Origin of the sequence: Arenibacter echinorum (assembly GCF_003259375.1) — a bacterium.
Taxonomy (GTDB): domain Bacteria; phylum Bacteroidota; class Bacteroidia; order Flavobacteriales; family Flavobacteriaceae; genus Arenibacter; species Arenibacter echinorum.
Genome location: NZ_QLLN01000002.1, coordinates 797,656 through 813,109, shown reverse-complemented (window position 1 = coordinate 813,109; position 15,454 = coordinate 797,656). Strand labels below are relative to the sequence as shown.

The following is a 15,454-nucleotide window of genomic DNA, read 5'->3' as shown; positions in this document are numbered from 1 at the left end:
CATTCCGACAGGGGATTGCAATATTGCAGCAATGAATATCAACAACTCTTGAAAAACAACAATATAAGGTCAAGTATGACTGAAAAATACGACCCATACGAAAATGCCATCGCCGAAAGGGTCAACGGAATATTGAAACAAGAATTTGGAGTGGCAAAAAATATAAAGAACATAAAATTGAAAAAAGCACTGATTAAGAATGCCATAGAAATCTATAATGATCAAAGACCGCATTTATCCAACCATATGCTCACACCACTACAAATGCACGCACAAAACAAATTGAAAAGAAAACAGTACAAATCAAAAAAGCTGAACAATGTTATCATTGTTCAGCCTTAATATTTAAATTTGATCCTTCAATAATCTGTATCGATTATTTAGGATGAGACAGTACTATTCCTCTACTTAGTTCAACTATACATCCCCCCTGTTGGAGCAATACTCTAAGAACTTGCCCTAGTTATTAAATACTCCTAAACCCGTCCAGTATAACTCGGCCTATCGCAATCCCTATTCTTTGGATTTTGGAATCAATGTCATGGTCTAAAATCATTCTCTCTTTCATGAAACCAATTACAACAAGATTTAAAACAAAAAACCCGGCGAATATCGCCGGGTTTCCGATTCAAAAATATATTCTTATTATTTATTGACCGCCAATTGGCCAGCACTGTTCCATTCGGTAACATTGGCAATTTTACTGTCAACAAAATCTACCTCTTTTAGTTTTTTAGCATCCCAGAAGAACCATTTTCCTGTTTTTTTACCTTCGGTATATTCACCCATGGAAATTTTCTTTCCATCTTCCCCATACATCTTCCACTCTCCATGAAGTTTTCCATTTAGAAATTGACCTTCTTGGGAAACTACTCCATTGTCATGATAATAGGTGGCTTTTAAAATATCACCATCTTGTTCAAAGACAGGTTTTATATCTTGTGCGTTGATTACAACTGAAAATATTAGTGCAAAAATTAGTGTTATTCCTTTCATTTTATTTGGGATTTTAAATTTATCGATAATCACTTAACGAAATAAAGATACATATATTTTACGAAAAATAAACCTTTAGTTAACATTAAATTTACATTGAGATCCCAAATACTTGTATTTAAGTTATTTACAAAATAAAGAAACTCCCTAAAATAGGGAGTTTCTGTTTTAATCGATAATTTGCTACGTTACATCGCCAAATTATTGGCCCTCATTCTGTGGGATAGGAAATTGTGTTACCCTATTGTCTCCCGCCCTGTCTATTACCAACTCATCCAGCCTATTAAACCTTCTTAAATCTATCCAGCGATGACCCTCGGCAAATAACGAATATCGTCTTTCGTACAAAAGTCTGTCCTCATCAACACTGCCTGGAACAACAGGGCCAAGTCCAGCGGCATCTCTAACAACATTGATCGCCATTTCCGCTTCTCCGGGATTATCGGTCATATTAGCCTCGGCATATAAAAGAATTAGCTCCTCATTTCTGATCATGGCCACAGGATCTGTGTTGGACTCATAGATATATACATCATGGGTGCCCGGAGTTAAATCTGCAATATTAAGTGGTCCATCCGTTCTTAAAACGGCCTTATCCAACCTATTATCCCCCGCCTCCGCTGAATTAACGAAATCGGGATGAGCAATTCTAGCGTTGGCTCCGGTAGAATTAAGGGCAAAGAATAGCTGATTTAATTCATCCGAACCCGCTGCCGAAAATTGGTAATATGCTCCTATGTACATGTCTCCCGCGAAGTCCATAAAAGAATCGTCCAAGGCACTAAGTACAAGTGAATAATTCCCTTGATAAGCTGCTACCCTAGCTGTCAATGCCCTATTAAATTCCAAATAGGAAACCCCTAAAGTATTTGGGGAAACATCACCACCAGTTGCTAGATCAGTGGCAGCCGTGTTTAACAAGCCCAAAATGGTGGTAAGTGCGGCATCATAGCCCTCAAAACCTCCCAAATTATCAGGATCGGCCACATCCGTGCGTATTCCATTTTGATATAACATGTTTAACACTGTCAATAACTCATGAGCTTTTATGGTATTGGCAAATCCCCTAATAGCACTTTTCTCGGCTTCGGAAAAATCTGTTGTGGTATTCTCCAATCCCTCCAACAAAAGGTTACATTCCTTCACTACCGCATATCTGGCGGCATACGGAGTTGTAAGGTAAAAGGCGTTGTCATCCAATACACCTGTCATAAGATCTCCAGTCCATCTGGGATCGGAACTCTGATGTCTCCAATAATCCCTTCCGACTACAGAAATAACATCTATCTGAGTGTTTAATCGATCTCTCATGTCGGCTAAAATTCCGGATACCACTTGAGGAAGTTCCGGTCTGGATACTCCTTCCGAAATAGATGCGGTTTCCGGTCCATTCAGATCTTTCCCATCTTCAATAGTACAACCAAAAACCAGAAATCCGATTATGGTCATTAATAGAACTTTTATTCTAATTGCGATTTTCATATTATTTTTTTTTAATTATTAAAGTCCAATTGACAAGTGAAACATAAATCGTTTGGACGATGGAAATGGTGCTACTTCAATTCCTATCCCTGCAGCAGTCGATCCAAAATTGGAAACTTCTGGATCATAGCTATTATAATCAAAAATATTGATGATATTGTGTCCGGAAAGTCCAACTTTTACATTGGAAACATTGCCCTTAAATAGTTTTTGGAGCGTGTTTTCCGGAAGGTTATAATACAAACCTATCTCCCTTAGTTTTAAATAAGATGCATCTTCCACAAAAGGGTCGGCAAAACCCGCACCGAAGGCACTTTTTCTATAATCTCCATTGTTCAAGGTACCCGATGGGTCCAAATTCATCTTATCGTAATCGGCACTAGTGTTACCAAAATCCGAGAGCAGCCTACTAAGGTTTACATTATCTCCCCCCTTCTTCCAATGCCAAAAAAATGACAACGTAAAATCTTTGTACTTGAAATTATTATTGAAGGACATTTGAAAATCGGGCTCGGCATCTCCCAATGCCACAACATCACCATTTTCGTCATTCCCCACAATCTGGGTGGCACTTTTACCTTCTTCTATCCTAAATGTTCCCAAACCGGTACCAAAACCTTGGGTATCAAAAGAAGCAACAGTCAATTTCGTTATTTCCGATCTATTTCTAAACCAAATTATACCGGAATCCCAAGAAAAATTTTCGGTATCAAAAGCGTTTATGTTTAAACCAATTTCAGCTCCTTTATTTTCCAGGGCTCCGGCATTGGCCCAACGAAAAGAGTGACCAGAAGAAGGCTCATTATCCGCTTGAAGTATTAGGTCTTCCACTTTTTTATTATACCAAGTGAATTCCAAGGTTACCTTGTTGTTAAAAAATCCCGCGTCCAAACCAATTTCAAACTCCTTTTGTCTTTCTGGCTGTATGGAGGGATCTCCAAGGGTTGAAGGGGTAATGATACCAACATTACCACTTATTAAGGAGTTGATATAAGTAGTAAATAATGCCCCATTTGGAGCAAAATTGCCCGCTTCACCGTAAGCCGCTCGCAACTTAAATTGATTCATAGCCTCAATATTCCAAAAATCAAAGTTGTGAATATTTGTTGCTACCGATGCTTTTGGATAGTAAAATAACTTATTGGCATCCCCATTATTGGAAGATTTATCTCCCCTTACACCAAGAGTTCCAACAATTTTATCTTGGTAATTAACTTCTTCCTGAACGAAAAATCCAGCATCTTCCTGCTCCAACCTAAATTGATCCACTTTAACATTGGCCGCCTGATCCACGTTTTGCTCTGAGGCTATTAAACCTGTTGAGGTTACCCTAACAGTATTTTGGGAAAATTGTTCATTGGTGACACCGGCTTGTGTAGTAAAGCTAAGTTCATTATCTGTCCGGAAATTATGTACCAAAAAACCCGAAAAATTCGCATCGGTATTCTGAGTGGTACCATCAGAGGACAAACCGTCCACTCCCCCAACGGCTGGACTCATAAACTGCAATTCCCTTGGGAAGAAAACTGTGGTTTTTAAGGTATAGGTATCAACACCCGCCTTTAAAATCATTTTCAAACTTTGATTTTCAGTATTGAACAAATTAACATCCAAAGCCCCACCTGCAATTAAACGGCTTACAGATTCATTATTGGTCATGACATCACGAGTATGGATTTGATTGGAAGAATTGGCAGGGTGATCAGGATAATTACCATCCGCGTCTGGAAGCAAATAGTCCCAAGGTCTAGTAAACAAAAGAGAAACCCCTATGGTAGTATTGGAGTTGTCATTGTTAAAGAATCCCCTATCCGCACTGGACTTAAGGTAATTTCCTGTCAAGGACAATTTAATATCGTCCGTAATCCTATGGTCAACATTCAACCTAAGTGATTGTTTGGAGGCTCCTGTCCTTTTAACAATTCCATCCTCCTCATTATTGGTAAAACTACCAAAAAATGAAGTTTTATCAGATCCACCCGAAATACTCACATTGGTATTGGTAATAAATCCTTTTTCCCCATATATAACGTCTTCATAATCCCTTAATCTACCGGCAGATTCAGCAGCGGTATATAAGGCCCCTTCTCCAAAAACACTCTCTGCCAAGGCGGAGGTCCAATTTCTTTGTCCCAGCAAGTTTACAGCTTCATTCCATCCCAAAGCCTGTGAAACATTTATTTTTGTTTTACCAGCTTTCCCCTTCTTAGTTGTGATAATAATTACCCCGGCCGCCGCCCTTGATCCGTAAATTGCGGAAGCAGAAGCACCTTTAAGAATCTCAATATTTTGAATGTCGTCTGGATTAATGTCTGCAATTCTGTTCGATGCATTATCCTGTGAATCGGTAGAGGAAGCCCCTCCACCTGCAGCATTGGAAATTTCGTTTAACCCGCCGGCATATACGCTATTATTGTTAACATATACCCCATCTATAATATACAACGGTTGACCCTGCCCATTAATAGAGGTTACACCTCTTAATTTTACAGACATCCCGCCACCAGGTGCTCCAGATGCGGCGGTAATTTGCGCACCAGCAAATTTCCCTGCCAAGGCACCATCCAATGTTTGAGGCGGCGTTCTCCCCGTTAGCTCATCGGCAGATACCGAAGCTACAGCGTTGGCCGCATTACTTCGTTTAACCGATGTGGCCAAACCTGTCACAACAACCTCCTCCAAACCTGTTGCCGATTCGTCCAAAGCAACATTTAATGTACTTGGCCCGCTTACCTGCATTTCCTTTGAGGCATACCCCAAGGAGGAAAATACAAGAGTGGATGGAAAATTATCGACCGAAAGCTCGTAATTACCATCAAAATCCGTAGTAGTACCCGTTGAGGTACCTTTAATAACAACATTTACCCCAGGAAGTGGATCTCCGAGACCTGAGTCTGTTACCTTTCCTTTAACAACATCCTGAGCCAATAACAGCAGAGGTGCCATTAAGAAAAATAAGAACATGTTCTTCTTAAATAATTTCTGTTTCATATTAGTAAGTTTCGTTAGAATTATATACTAAAATAAGTAAGTTTTGTTAATTTTCTCTAAAAAAAATTAGAATTTGATAAAATTCTGTAATACAAATTCATAATTTCCCAATTGCGGATATTTTTTTCAGCTTACCCTATTACTTCTTACATTTGCCTTTTCTTAGATGATATAAAAATGTATAGAAGTCATAATTGCGGTGAATTGCGGGAAACCCATCAACAAGCAGAAGTAACCTTGTCAGGATGGGTACAAACAGTTAGGGACAAAGGTTTTGTGGTCTGGGCCGATCTTCGGGACCGATATGGAATTACCCAACTCATTTTTGATGAGGAACGCTCCTCAAAAGAGATTATGGAAATTGCAAAATCCTTAGGTCGCGAATTTGTGATACAGGTTAAAGGAACTGTAATTGAAAGGACTTCAAAAAACCCAAACATACCTACCGGAAATGTGGAAGTATTGGTATCAGAAATCAAAATACTAAACAAATCCTTGGTTCCTCCTTTTACCATTGAAGACCAGACCGATGGGGGTGAAGATATCCGCATGAAATTCCGATATCTGGATATTCGCAGAAATCCAGTAAAGAACAATCTCATTTTTAGGCATAAAGTAGCCATTGAGGTTAGAAAATATCTCTCCGACCAAGGTTTTATTGAAGTGGAAACTCCCTATTTGATCAAATCTACCCCAGAGGGTGCCCGGGATTTTGTAGTACCAAGCAGAATGAACGAAGGCCAGTTTTATGCCTTGCCACAATCGCCCCAAACATTTAAACAATTATTGATGGTTGGTGGCATGGACAAATACTTCCAGATCGTTAAATGCTTTAGGGACGAAGACCTTAGGGCGGACAGGCAACCGGAATTTACACAAATTGATTGCGAGATGGCCTTTGTGGAACAGGAAGATATTTTAAATGTTTTTGAGGGACTGACCAGACATTTGTTACAAGAAATAAAAGGAGTCTCCATTGATAAGTTCCCAAGAATGACTTATGATGACGCCATGAAAAAATATGGCAACGATAAACCGGATATCCGCTTTGGAATGGAATTCGGAGAACTTAACCCTATTGCACAACATAAGGACTTTGGAATATTTAACGAGGCCGAATTGGTCGTGGGTATTGCCATACCTGGGGGAGCGGCCTATACCAGAAAAGAAATTGACGCGCTGGTAGACTGGGTACGCAGGCCACAAATAGGCGCCAAAGGAATGGTCTATGCCAAATATAACGACGACGGCTCCTTCAAATCTTCGGTAGACAAATTTTACGATCAGGAAGATCTAGCCAAATGGGCAGAGGCCACCGGAGCAAAGACAGGGGACCTAATATGCGTACTATCAGGAGACACCAATAAAACAAGGACACAGCTAAGTGCACTTAGAATGGAAATTGCCCAACGCTTAGGATTGCGTAAAAAAGATGAGTTTGCTCCGCTTTGGGTAATAGATTTTCCATTATTGGAACTGGACGAGGAGACTGGGCATTACCATGCTATGCACCATCCGTTTACCTCGCCTAAACCGGGACAATTGGAATTGTTGGACACTGACCCGGGAGCTGTAAAGGCCAATGCCTATGATCTGGTGTTGAATGGCAATGAAATTGGAGGCGGATCCATTCGTATTCACGATAAGCAAATGCAGTCCACAATGTTTAGACATCTTGGTTTTAGCCCTGAGGAAGCCAAGGCGCAATTTGGATTTTTAATGGATGCCTTTCAATATGGGGCACCACCACATGGAGGTCTTGCATTTGGATTGGATAGGTTGGTGGCCATTTTGGGCGGACAGGAAACTATTCGCGATTTCATAGCTTTCCCAAAAAATAATAGTGGCCGCGATGTCATGATCGATGCCCCTGCCCGGATTGATGATTTACAGTTGAAGGAACTTCACCTAAAATTGGATTTATAATCATATCTTTAAAATCCTGCTATGTAATAACATGGCAGGATTTTTTTCAGAATCATGGCTGCACTAAAAAAATCATGGCTAACCAATTTTTTGGTTTGGCGAGCAAAACACATCTCCCAAAGGCAATTTATCTACCTGCTAAGTATTTTGGTTGGGTTTACCTCTGGGATAGCGGCCGTTATTCTTAAAAATTTAACCCACTTTTTTCAACATTTATTGGAAGGTAATTTGGTGCGGTATTATCACCAGGCCTTTTATTTCGTTTTCCCTATAATTGGATTTACCACTGTTTATCTGATCATTAAATATGTAATCCGTAATAAAGTAAGCCATGGCATACCATCCACACTTTTCGCGATTTCCAAAAAAAAGGGAATCATGCGGAAATATCAGATGTTCGGATCCATTCTTACTGCACCCATTACAGTAGGTTTTGGGGGTTCGGTTGGATTGGAGGGCCCTACTGTGGCCACAGGAGCGGCCATAAGCTCCAATATTTCAAGAATGTTCCACGTAAACCAGACTACAAGGAACTTACTTATAGGTTGTGCGGCAGCTGGAGCCATGTCCTCCATATTTAAAGCCCCTATTGCGGCCATTATTTTTGCCATTGAGGTATTTAGCCTGGATCTGACCATCGCCTCCATGTTGCCCTTGCTTTTAGCGTCACTTTCAGGAATCATTACATCCTACTTTTTCTTTGGGAACGATATTCTTTTACCCTTTAAGCTTGAAGATGACTTTATAATGTCCGATATTCCCTTTTACCTAGTCCTTGGGTTATTTGCAGGCTTAACTTCCATATATTTTACAGAAGTATATGAGCGGGTCCAAAAACTATTTGACAAAATAGATTCCCCCGTAAAAAGGTTGCTCTATGGAGGAATTGCCATTGGAATATTAATATATCTGGTCCCTCCCTTATATGGCGAGGGTTTCGATGTTATCAACAATCTCATTAAAGGCAACCCTGAAAAGGTATTGGAAAATAACATTTTTCAATTGGACCTAACAAATGCCTGGTTGGTAATTGGCTTACTTGCCGGATTGGTTTTTTTTAAAATTATTGCCTGTGCCCTAACTTTTGGTGCCGGTGGCGTTGGGGGTATCTTTGCCCCAACACTATTTATGGGAAGTATAATGGGCAATTGCATTGCCAAAGCAATTAACACTGTTGGAATCTTTCCAAACCAAATTTCTGAAAGTAATTTTACACTGGTGGGCATGGCCGGCCTAATGGCCGGGGTACTCCACGCCCCGCTTACGGCAATATTCCTTATAGCCGAGGTTACTGGGGGATATGAATTATTTATTCCGCTAATGATAACCTCTGCGATCTCCTTTTCCATAACCAAGTACGTGCACCCACATTCTGTCTATAACATGGAATTGGGCAGAAAGGGCGAATTAATTACACATGATAAGGACCATGCCGTTCTAACTTTGATGGATATAGACAAGGTTATTGAAGATAATTTTGTGCCAATATACCCCGAGATGAATCTAGGGGAAATTGTACACCAAGCGGTAGTAAAATCCAATAGAAATATATTTCCTGTAATTGATAAGGAGGACAATACACTACTGGGAATTATTTTGTTGGATGACATACGCCCCATCATGTTCGATCAGAAATTATACAAGGAAATTATGGCGGCCGACGTTATGAATACCCCTCCGGATATTATTGAATTGGATAAAGATAAAATGACGGACATTATGGAGAAATTTCAAAATAGCGGCGCTTGGAACCTGCCCGTTATCAAGGATGAAAAATACATAGGTTTTATCTCCAAATCCAAGCTTTTGACCGCTTACAGAAGAAAATTAATAAATTTAACCTCCTAAAACCCAACTTAGGGATGAAGTATATTATTTCTTTAATTCTCTTGGCTTCCTTTGTTTCTATCATTTATGGCTTTAGCATTAATGAGGAAAATTTGGCCTTATCCAATAAATGCATAGGATTTGGTACGGTCGGCATATTTTTGGTAGCCATGCCCCTCTTTCTTATTACGGTTAGTAAAGGCAAAAAAATGAAGGATTATATGCTCACTGAGGAAAACATCAGGAAAATGCAGGGAAAGGAAAAGGAAACCCCTGACAAGCAGTAATTTTGTTATTTTTTTAAATTGATTATATCCAATTTTAACCAAAAAAACATAAATTAGTAATCTAAACGATTATTATTTTAATTTCATTGGAATGACTGGAACTGTAAAATTTTTTAATGAATCCAAGGGATTTGGATTCATTACCAACGATGACACGGGTAAGGACATTTTTGTTCATGCTACTGCATTAAACGGAACTGAACTTAACGAAGGAGACAAAGTAGAATACCAGGAAGAAGAAGGGCGCAAGGGAATAGTTGCTGCAAAAGTGCAGGTGATTGGCTAATACTATTTTATTTTGAAAAAGTTGTAAACCCTTGGTATCCGCTAGGGGTTTTTGTTTTTAACCAACCTATCATTTGCTTGGTTATCTGGCTAATACCATCACAAAACCATCGGCTCCACTACCTATGGAAGTTTTATTTTGGTCCAGGACCAAATGTGATTTGTCAACCACAATGCCACCAATCTCCTTGTCGTTTATCTGCAAATAATATTGGTCTTTTTCCTGTAGGATAGAATAAGTATAGGTACCTGTTGGCAAGCCATTATAAATTGCGTTGGACCCGTCATTGTTGGCAACGATCAATGACCCAACCTTGGCGTTGAACTTCCAAACAATTTTCCCCTTTTCAAAATCTACATCAATCCCTGCGAATCCCCCACTAACATTTATCAGGCTCCAGGTTCCACTAACCATATCGTTCTTTTCATGAGTATTGTCCGTGGAACATCCATTAAATACAAAAATCAGACCCAAGAAAAGCATTATTCCATATACTTTCATATTACCAAAAATTGTTGAACTAAAAAGTAGATGCAAAAGCCATCAATAAGTTGCGCATTTTGAAAATGCAAATGGTCGCTTTCTAATTTAAATTGCGCTTCTGAATAAAAAATCGTTTCAAAATGTCAGATGCTTCCTCTTCCAAAACCCCGGTCACCAATTCAGTCTTGGGATGTATTTTGGTTCCCATGGCCACAAAGCCCCTCTCCAAGTCCTTTGCCGCATAGACAATTTTGGATATTTGACTCCAATACAGGGCACCTGCACACATTTGACATGGTTCCAGGGTTACATATAGGGTGCAATTGTGAAGATATTTGCCCCCCAAAAAATTGGCTGCTGCAGTTATGGCCTGCATCTCTGCATGCGCCGTAACATCATTCAAACGCTCGGTTAAATTATGTGCCCTGGCAATAATCCTGTTCTCAACGACGATAACGGCGCCAACAGGTACCTCTCCTATTTCAAAAGCAGCTTCTGCCTCTTGTAAGGCCTTTTTCATAAAATAGTTGTCATCAAACGGGTTTATCATGCCTAACAATTAAGGCACAATAGTAAACAATATTGGCGAAGGTTCAAAAAAAATACCATTTGATTAAAATATCCTGAAAACTGCCAAACCAACACTAAAAAACACGCCATTCAATGTTTAAATACATTAGTTTTGCGTAACATTTTTAGTATGCCCAAGGGAATTCTTCAACATATAAACGACCCTAAGGATATTCGAGCCTTGGAAATAGTCGATTTAATACAACTTGCCCAAGAATTAAGGGAGTTTATCATAGACATTGTAGCTACCAAAGAAGGGCATTTGGGAGCTAGTCTGGGCGTTGTGGAACTAACCATTGCCCTTCACTATGTTTTTAACACCCCTAAGGATAAACTAATTTGGGATGTTGGACATCAGGCTTACGGCCATAAAATTTTAACGAGACGCAGGGAAATATTCAATACCAATAGACAATTGGGAGGAATTAGCGGATTTCCGAAACGCTCAGAAAGCCTGTATGACGACTTTGGTACAGGACATAGTTCAACCTCAATTTCAGCAATCCTGGGAATGGCTTTGGCCTCACAAATAAAGGGCACAAAGAATATGCAGCACATTGCGGTTATAGGTGATGCATCCATTGCCAGTGGCATGGCCTTTGAAGGGCTTAATCATGCAGGGGACACCAACGCCAACATCCTTATCGTCCTAAATGACAATGCCATAGGAATTGATCCTAGCGTAGGTGCCTTGAAAAAATACCTTACCAATGTTAAAAAAGGCACAGCCAAAGACGAGAACATTTTTGAATGTTTAAATTTTAACTATTCAGGTCCCATGGATGGACATGATTTGGCAGCCTTAATCAACGAGCTAAAGCGACTAAAAGATATTGAAGGACCCAAATTGCTACATATCATAACCACTAAGGGCAAAGGACTTAAAAAAGCAGAGGAGAACCAAGTTGTATATCACGCCCCTGGAAAATTTAATAAGGAAACAGGTGACCTTTGGCCAAAAACCTCTGAAAAACAACCTCCAAAATATCAAGATGTATTTGGTTACACCATTGTAGAATTGGCCAAAAACAATGAAAATATAGTGGGTATAACTCCGGCGATGCCTACCGGAAGCTCCCTAAAATATATGATGGAACAACTCCCGGAAAGGGCATTTGATGTGGGCATTGCAGAGCAACATGCGGTAACCATGGCCGGTGGAATGGCCGCAGAGGGCCTGGTACCCTTTTGTAATATCTACTCTACTTTTTTACAACGTGCCTATGACCAGATTATACATGATGTAGCATTGCAGAATCTTCCTGTTATTTTCTGTTTGGATCGTGCGGGTCTGGTCGGGCAGGACGGTGCCACCCATCATGGAATATATGATATGGCATATTTACGGTGTATTCCAAATCTTATTATTTTTGCACCTTTAAACGAAATTGAACTAAGGGATATAATGTTCACGGCACAACTAGGCTTAGGGCAACCCATAGCCATAAGATATCCTAGAGGGAGAGGCGTGACATTGGATTGGAAACAAAAATTTAACAAAATTCCGATAGGAATATCCCAAGAATTAAAAAAAGGTACGAAAATTGCGGTACTTTCGATCGGCCATATTGGGAATATGGTCAGTGATTTACTAAAAAGCATGAATGAAAAGGGCCAAATTGGCCATTACAATATGCGTTTTGTAAAACCTTTGGACACCGCTATGTTGAAGAAAATATTCTCGACCTACGAAAGCGTGATTACCATTGAAGATGGCTGTAAAATGGGGGGATTTGGAAATGCAATTTTGGAATATGCCAATGAGATCCATAGTTTTGTCCCAATAAAGATTTTTGGCATTGAAGATGTTTTTATAGAGCAGGGAACTGTTGAAGAGCTCCATAAAATAGCTAAAATAGATATATCGACTTTAAAAAATTATATTAACAACCTTTTGAATACTGATTAGCATGTACGGTAAAATTTTCATTATTGTCCTCCTGTTCCTAAATTTTAATTTTTTATTCGCACAAGATACCATTCCTGCTCCACAAGTCCCGGATTCCACCCAAGTAGATTCCATGCGTATAGATACCATAGTAATACGGACTTTGCAGGACAAAATAAAATACATTCCACGGGGTGCAGACCTGACCAATCCTGTTGTTTCCTTTAAGCGTACCAAGCCTCTGGAAGAGAAATACAGGCGGTTTAGGATACCCTCGTTCTGGGAGAAGGAAAACAAACTTGGATTTAATTTTAGTGAAGTGGCCTTTGTGAACTGGAATGCAGGGGGAAACAATTCCATTTCGGGTTTGGCCAATGCCAAGTTCGTGCGCAATTATAAATTTAGGTACGTTCAATTAAACAACAATTTGGACATACGTTATGGCCTTAATGCCCAAGAAGGCTTTAAATTGAGAAAAACCGATGATGCATTGCGGTTTTCATCCACCTTTGCGTTTCGAAGGGATACCATAAGCAATTGGTACTATTCCGCCAGCGCAGAATTTAGAACACAGTTCTCCAATGGTTACAAATACCCCGATAGGGATAAACCCATTTCCAGATTTATGGCGCCTGGGTATGCCCTGTTAGGTGCTGGTACTTCCTATATTCCGGAAGGCAAAAAATTCAACCTGCGCTTGGCGCCACTTACCTTCAAATCTACCTTTGTGCTAGACCAAACCCTGGCTAACAGTGGTGCTTTTGGGGTACAAAGAGCACTGATAGATACGGATGGCAACATAATAAAAGAGGGCGAAAATGTTTATCTGGAATTTGGTTTTTTGGTGTCCAACACCTGGGAAACCATAGTTTATGACAATGTTAGGCTAAATCACAGATTACAATTATACTCGGATTATGTAAAGAATTTTGGAAATATAGATGTTGACTGGGAGGTAAATTTGGATTTGACCGTCAACAAATATGTAAAGGCGTCCATAGGCACCCATGTTCTATATGACCACGATATTATATTCGACGAGGTAAAAGCTACAGATGGCACTATTACAACCCCGGGGAAACGAAAAATACAATTCAAACAATTACTGGGTGTTGGTTTGATCTATGATTTTTAAAGCTGTTTTCCCATTATCTTATTATGGATATGTACCGCTGCACTATCTGATAAACTGGCAACAAAACAGCATGTACTCAAGAGTATGTCGTAGTTGGAACCTTTAGTTTCCCTATAGGATTCGGGCAAAGTTGAAATCATTAGTCGGTCATAATTGGAACTATTTCCTTCCTTGTTCCTTATCAAAGCCGTTGTATACACATCCAAAATGTCAGAGATGATCCTGTAGCCTGCTATTTCTTTTTCCAATACCTCCTGTGAGCGGTAGACTTTCTGTACACTTAAGGTAATAATGTCTTCGATTTGGGCCTTGAACTTGCTTTTATCCATTAAGGAAACTGAAAATTCCCCCTTGAGGATAGCATCCTCATTTTCAATAAAAATGGCAATGGCATCAGTAATCAAGGTGTTGATCGCCAAAGCCCTTAAATAGCTCAGACGGTCTTCCATATAGATTAAATTATTGTACTTTTTTATGTTGATGCTGTCCTTAACCAACTTTATAAGATATTCCAAAGCATAATCCTCCGAAATAAGACCTAAATTAATTCCGTCCTCAAAATCGATAATGGTATAACAAATATCATCCGCAGCCTCTACGAGGAAGGTAAGGGGATGTCTGCAAAAACCAACATCCTTTCCATTTCCCCTTGATTCCAGTCCCAGTTCAGAGGCCACTTCCTGAAAAGAAGCCACATCCTGTTGAAAAAAACCGAATTTCTTGTCCGCAATATGTTTGGTAGGCTTTTTTGGCAAGGATTCCTTTGGGTACTTCATAAACGCGCCCAAAGTGGCATAACTAAGTCGCAATCCACCTTCAACCCCCTGGCGGGATTCAGTTAATAATCTGTATCCATTCGCATTGCCTTCGAAATCTATGATGTCCTGATATTCTTTTTTTGTCAATACAGTTTTAAACTGTTTGCCCCTGCCTGTTTTAAAGTATTCACCTATAGCCTTTTCCCCACTATGCCCAAAAGGCGGGTTCCCAATATCATGTGCCAGGGCCGCGGCAGCAACAATGGCGCCAAAATCATTAAAATGATAGCCGTGCACTTCCCGCAAATGAGGATGTTTTTCCAAAATTTTCTTCCCGGCTATCCTTCCTAGGCTTCTACCCACTACAGAGACCTCCAAACTATGGGTAAGGCGCGTGTGTACAAAATCGGTTTTGGAAAGGGGTATTACCTGGGTCTTGTCCTGCAAGCTCCTAAAGGCTGCAGAAAATATCACCCTGTCGTAATCCACTTCAAAACCCAATCGGGTCTCATCCTGTTCCTTTCTAATTCTTTTGTGGGTATCACCAAAACGTTTCAAGGAAAGAAGTTGTTCCCAATGCATATTATAATTTTAGTGGTCGCAAGATACATTTTTAACAATTCAACACATAATAAAACCATCTTCCACTTTCGGCAGGCCAAAACCCACAACTCAATTTTAACGATTAATTAATCTTAGGATTACAATGAATTCAATCCATATCCCCATCTTAGCGTTTGTCTTAAGACTGAGTTGGTTTCATTTAAAATATTAGTTTTTGTCGACTATATAATTGAAATCTCAAGCTACCTCTGGCCAAGGTAG

The 15,454-nt window shown here is 39.7% G+C and carries 13 protein-coding genes; 7 read left to right on the top strand and 6 right to left on the bottom strand.

Annotation, left to right across the window (positions count from 1 at the left end):
* Window positions 1-342 (top strand): integrase core domain-containing protein (locus LV92_RS07215; protein WP_146613519.1); only part of this gene is annotated, 342 nt, incomplete at its 5' end.
* 303 nt (window positions 343-645) lie between these two features.
* Here LV92_RS07215 and LV92_RS07210 read toward each other — a convergent pair.
* The 3 genes from LV92_RS07210 to LV92_RS07200 form a co-directional block, all read right to left on the bottom strand.
* Complete coding sequence (locus LV92_RS07210) at window positions 646-996, bottom strand: toxin-antitoxin system YwqK family antitoxin (RefSeq protein WP_111622945.1); 351 nt, start codon at window positions 994-996, stop codon at window positions 646-648.
* A gap of 201 nt (window positions 997-1,197) precedes the next feature.
* The gene (locus LV92_RS07205) at window positions 1,198-2,478 is read right to left on the bottom strand and encodes a RagB/SusD family nutrient uptake outer membrane protein (RefSeq protein WP_111622944.1); all 1,281 of its coding nucleotides are present in this window, start codon (window positions 2,476-2,478) and stop codon (window positions 1,198-1,200) included.
* 18 nt (window positions 2,479-2,496) lie between these two features.
* Window positions 2,497-5,469, bottom strand: a complete 2,973-nt coding sequence (locus LV92_RS07200; RefSeq protein WP_111622943.1) for a SusC/RagA family TonB-linked outer membrane protein — start codon at window positions 5,467-5,469, stop codon at window positions 2,497-2,499.
* A 177-nt stretch (window positions 5,470-5,646) separates the two neighbouring features.
* Between LV92_RS07200 and aspS the strand changes: the two genes are divergently transcribed.
* The 4 genes from aspS (at window position 5,647) to LV92_RS07180 (ending at window position 9,795) form a co-directional block, all read left to right on the top strand.
* The gene (aspS, locus tag LV92_RS07195; RefSeq protein ID WP_111622942.1) at window positions 5,647-7,395 is read left to right on the top strand and encodes an aspartate--tRNA ligase; all 1,749 of its coding nucleotides are present in this window, start codon (window positions 5,647-5,649) and stop codon (window positions 7,393-7,395) included.
* 54 nt (window positions 7,396-7,449) lie between these two features.
* The gene (locus LV92_RS07190; RefSeq protein WP_111622941.1) at window positions 7,450-9,243 is read left to right on the top strand and encodes a chloride channel protein; all 1,794 of its coding nucleotides are present in this window, start codon (window positions 7,450-7,452) and stop codon (window positions 9,241-9,243) included.
* A gap of 14 nt (window positions 9,244-9,257) precedes the next feature.
* Window positions 9,258-9,509 (top strand): hypothetical protein, encoded by a 252-nt coding sequence (locus tag LV92_RS07185; RefSeq protein ID WP_111622940.1) that lies wholly within the window; start codon window positions 9,258-9,260, stop codon window positions 9,507-9,509.
* 91 nt (window positions 9,510-9,600) lie between these two features.
* A complete protein-coding gene (locus LV92_RS07180; protein WP_111622939.1) occupies window positions 9,601-9,795 on the top strand; it encodes a cold-shock protein in 195 nt (64 codons plus the stop codon).
* An 81-nt stretch (window positions 9,796-9,876) separates the two neighbouring features.
* Here LV92_RS07180 and LV92_RS07175 read toward each other — a convergent pair whose 3' ends face one another.
* Together LV92_RS07175 and LV92_RS07170 are read right to left on the bottom strand one after the other, a co-directional pair.
* The gene (locus tag LV92_RS07175; RefSeq protein WP_111622938.1) at window positions 9,877-10,296 is read right to left on the bottom strand and encodes a hypothetical protein; all 420 of its coding nucleotides are present in this window, start codon (window positions 10,294-10,296) and stop codon (window positions 9,877-9,879) included.
* Window positions 10,297-10,378: 82 nt separating this feature from the next.
* Window positions 10,379-10,828, bottom strand: a complete 450-nt coding sequence (locus tag LV92_RS07170; protein ID WP_111622937.1) for a nucleoside deaminase — start codon at window positions 10,826-10,828, stop codon at window positions 10,379-10,381.
* 150 nt (window positions 10,829-10,978) lie between these two features.
* Between LV92_RS07170 and LV92_RS07165 the strand changes: the two genes are divergently transcribed.
* Window positions 10,979-12,757, top strand: a complete 1,779-nt coding sequence (locus LV92_RS07165) for a 1-deoxy-D-xylulose-5-phosphate synthase (protein ID WP_111622936.1) — start codon at window positions 10,979-10,981, stop codon at window positions 12,755-12,757.
* A 1-nt stretch (window position 12,758) separates the two neighbouring features.
* Window positions 12,759-13,871 (top strand): DUF3078 domain-containing protein, encoded by a 1,113-nt coding sequence (locus LV92_RS07160; RefSeq protein WP_111622935.1) that lies wholly within the window; start codon window positions 12,759-12,761, stop codon window positions 13,869-13,871.
* Here the strand turns inward: LV92_RS07160 and dgt are convergent.
* A complete protein-coding gene (dgt, locus tag LV92_RS07155; RefSeq protein ID WP_111622934.1) occupies window positions 13,868-15,211 on the bottom strand; it encodes a dGTP triphosphohydrolase in 1,344 nt (447 codons plus the stop codon). The genes LV92_RS07160 and dgt overlap by 4 nt on opposite strands.
* Between the last annotated feature and the right edge of the window lie 243 nt (window positions 15,212-15,454).

Excerpts from the sequence above, each read along its gene's own strand:
- LV92_RS07175 (WP_111622938.1), bottom strand. The coding sequence starts at position 10,296 with ATGAAAGTATATGGAATAATGCTTTTCTTGGGTCTGATTTTTGTATTT.
- LV92_RS07190 (WP_111622941.1), top strand. The coding sequence starts at position 7,450 with ATGGCTGCACTAAAAAAATCATGGCTAACCAATTTTTTGGTTTGGCGA.
- LV92_RS07200 (WP_111622943.1), bottom strand. The coding sequence starts at position 5,469 with ATGAAACAGAAATTATTTAAGAAGAACATGTTCTTATTTTTCTTAATG.
- aspS (WP_111622942.1), top strand. The coding sequence starts at position 5,647 with ATGTATAGAAGTCATAATTGCGGTGAATTGCGGGAAACCCATCAACAA.
- LV92_RS07165 (WP_111622936.1), top strand. The coding sequence starts at position 10,979 with ATGCCCAAGGGAATTCTTCAACATATAAACGACCCTAAGGATATTCGA.
- dgt (WP_111622934.1), bottom strand. The coding sequence starts at position 15,211 with ATGCATTGGGAACAACTTCTTTCCTTGAAACGTTTTGGTGATACCCAC.
- LV92_RS07170 (WP_111622937.1), bottom strand. The coding sequence starts at position 10,828 with ATGATAAACCCGTTTGATGACAACTATTTTATGAAAAAGGCCTTACAA.
- LV92_RS07160 (WP_111622935.1), top strand. The coding sequence starts at position 12,759 with ATGTACGGTAAAATTTTCATTATTGTCCTCCTGTTCCTAAATTTTAAT.
- LV92_RS07205 (WP_111622944.1), bottom strand. The coding sequence starts at position 2,478 with ATGAAAATCGCAATTAGAATAAAAGTTCTATTAATGACCATAATCGGA.
- LV92_RS07185 (WP_111622940.1), top strand. The coding sequence starts at position 9,258 with ATGAAGTATATTATTTCTTTAATTCTCTTGGCTTCCTTTGTTTCTATC.
- LV92_RS07210 (WP_111622945.1), bottom strand. The coding sequence starts at position 996 with ATGAAAGGAATAACACTAATTTTTGCACTAATATTTTCAGTTGTAATC.
- LV92_RS07180 (WP_111622939.1), top strand. The coding sequence starts at position 9,601 with ATGACTGGAACTGTAAAATTTTTTAATGAATCCAAGGGATTTGGATTC.